Genomic DNA, 2,340 nt, shown 5'->3' on the forward strand with positions numbered 1-2,340 from the left:
CCAGATGCACGGACGAGCAGGCTTCACCCTGCTCCGGCACCGCATCCTCCTCGGATAACACAACCCTCCGTCACCACCGGATGTGAGACAGAGCCGAATTTCTTACAGTACCGAAGGCAAAGGCCAGGATTTCCAGCGAAGATCAAGAGGTGGCTGCGGTGATTGTTCGCCGTCCCCTCGAGCAGTGCTGTGCCTATCCGGATGGATCTGGGCATGGGGAAACGGCTCCGGCTTTCCTGTCTGAGCGGGTGGCTTCCTGAGCCTGCATGGCAAGCATGTGCTCAAGGGCCAGGATGGCTTGAGGGACGTGCCGAGCATTGAGCCGAACGGTATAAATGAAGCGGGTGAGCTCAGGGTTGGCCAGGGGGCGGGCGACGACATTGGTTGCGCCGGAGGGCAGGGCGAGCCCCGGCAGCACCGCGACGCATAGGCCCGCGGCAACGAACCCCAGCACGGTATTGAAGTCGTCGCCCCCGTATTCCAGCCGGGCCTGGAAGCCAGACGTTCTGGCCAACTGAGCCAGTAATTCCAGACGCAGTGCCGCTTCCGGGGCGGCGATCCAAGTCTCCGCGGCAAGACTGCCGAGTTCGATGACGTCGAGGCGGGCCAGCTCATGGCCTGCGGGAAGCACTGCTACGAGGGGATCCCGCGCGACCAGCGTCCTGCACAGTGTTCGGGGCGGGGGGAGCGGGATGAAGTCGTAGTCATAGGCGAGAGCGAGGTCGGCTTCACCTCGTTTGACACAGGTGTAGCCGGGTTCCGGCTCCAGCTGCGCAAGGCTAACCTGAACGTTGGGGTACGTCGTTTGTAGCTGTGCCAGCGCCTTCGGAACGATGTTGGTTGCGGCGGAGGCGAAGGCGCCGAGCCGGATCCGCCCGACCGTACCAGCCCGCATAGCGTGGATTTCCAATGACGCGGCCGCCAGTGCTCCGCGCACGGCTTGCTCGGCGTCAAGGAGGACCTGGCCTGCCGGGGTGGGGCGGACGGGGCGGCGTTCCAGCAACCGCAGTCCCGCCCTCCGTTCGAGTTCAGTGACCTGCTGCGAAATGGCTGGTGCACTGTAGCCCAGCTCGCGTGCGGCGGCTTTGAAGGATCCGTGGCGCACCACAGCTTCAAGTGTGGCGAGCAGGCGAGGGTCGAGCGTCTGCATGAGTTAAGCCTCGCTTATCTATCGCGAAGATGTCATTTCTTGTGCTTAAGGGTTAACGGCATCAGGATTCAGTCGACTGACCGGGCGAGGGACTCTACTCCGCGCCATGGCCAGGATCGTTGCCTTTCTCTACACCGCTAGGTGCGCCAGCGCGCCTGCATACTGTGCGGTTCAACCTCACCGCCACACCGCGTGAACAGAGGGACCTCCTGCGAGCGACCGCTGGACTCTGAAGGGGATATTTGCGTGAATAAGCCATTAATCGGACTTACCACGTATCTTGTCGACGCACGGTGGGGAGAGTGGAAGTTGCCCGCAGCCCTGCTGCCGGCGGCGTACGCGAGCTGTGTCCAGGCCGCCGGCGGCCGCGCCGTCCTGCTGCCGCCCGATACGCCGGCAGCTGCACCTGACGTCGTAGCACGTCTCGATGGCATCGTCCTCGCTGGTGGCGAGGACTTGGACCCAGCCCTGTACGGGGCGGAGCCCCACCGATGTACGGGCATCCCCATCCCCGCCCGTGATCGATGGGAACAGGCTGTATTAGCCGCGAGTCTTGAGCGCGACATCCCCGTGCTCGGGGTCTGCAGAGGCATGCAGCTGATGAACGTCCACGCAGGCGGCACCTTGATCCAGCATCTGCCCGACAAGGTCGGACACGAGGCGCACAACATGCGGGCGGGCTTCTTCACACCGCATGCGGTCGTCACGGTGCCAGGCACGCACATCGGTGCGCTGCTACCGGGAACCCAGCACGTGGCGACGCACCACCACCAGGCAGTCGATGTGCTCGGTGTGGGCTTGCTGGTTGCTGCCCACGCCGAGGACGGCACCGTGGAGGCCATCGAAAGCACCGTGCACTCCTTTGCCCTGGGCGTGCAGTGGCATCCCGAGATGAGCTCGGACGCGGTGGTGGTTGAGGCTTTGGTCACCGCCGCCCGGTCCCGAGTGGTCACTACGGCCGACAGCCTGGAGCGCAGGGCAGCACCGCAGCCGGTGTCGTCGGAGCACATGCGCCTTGCGCACAACGCCTTCCCCACTGCAGCCGGACACGACCGTCCACCAACGGGGAACCGGTCGACAGCCCACCTGGACGCCGTTACTGAGGTTTTCAGTGTGGGGTCGGTGGGTTGAGGGGCAGGCCGGTGGCGGTGAGGCAGCCGTCGATCAGGTGGGGTCGGAGCTGGATTCTG

At 64.8% G+C, this 2,340-nt stretch carries 2 protein-coding genes; one reads left to right on the forward strand and one right to left on the reverse strand.

What is annotated here, in order from left to right; genetic code table 11:
* Positions 1–193: 193 nt before the first annotated feature.
* Positions 194–1,150, reverse strand: coding sequence for a LysR family transcriptional regulator (locus ACFYP3_RS37535; RefSeq protein ID WP_388842592.1), 957 nt, complete (start codon positions 1,148–1,150; stop codon positions 194–196).
* Positions 1,151–1,396: 246 nt separating this feature from the next.
* Between ACFYP3_RS37535 and ACFYP3_RS37540 the strand changes: the two genes are divergently transcribed.
* Positions 1,397–2,281: a gamma-glutamyl-gamma-aminobutyrate hydrolase family protein gene (locus tag ACFYP3_RS37540; protein WP_388842594.1), complete on the forward strand. Its 885-nt coding sequence runs from the start codon at positions 1,397–1,399 to the stop codon at positions 2,279–2,281.
* Positions 2,282–2,340: the final 59 nt, after the last annotated feature.

This window comes from Streptomyces sp. NPDC005533 (genome assembly GCF_042871845.1).
In the GTDB taxonomy this organism is placed as follows: domain Bacteria; phylum Actinomycetota; class Actinomycetes; order Streptomycetales; family Streptomycetaceae; genus Streptomyces.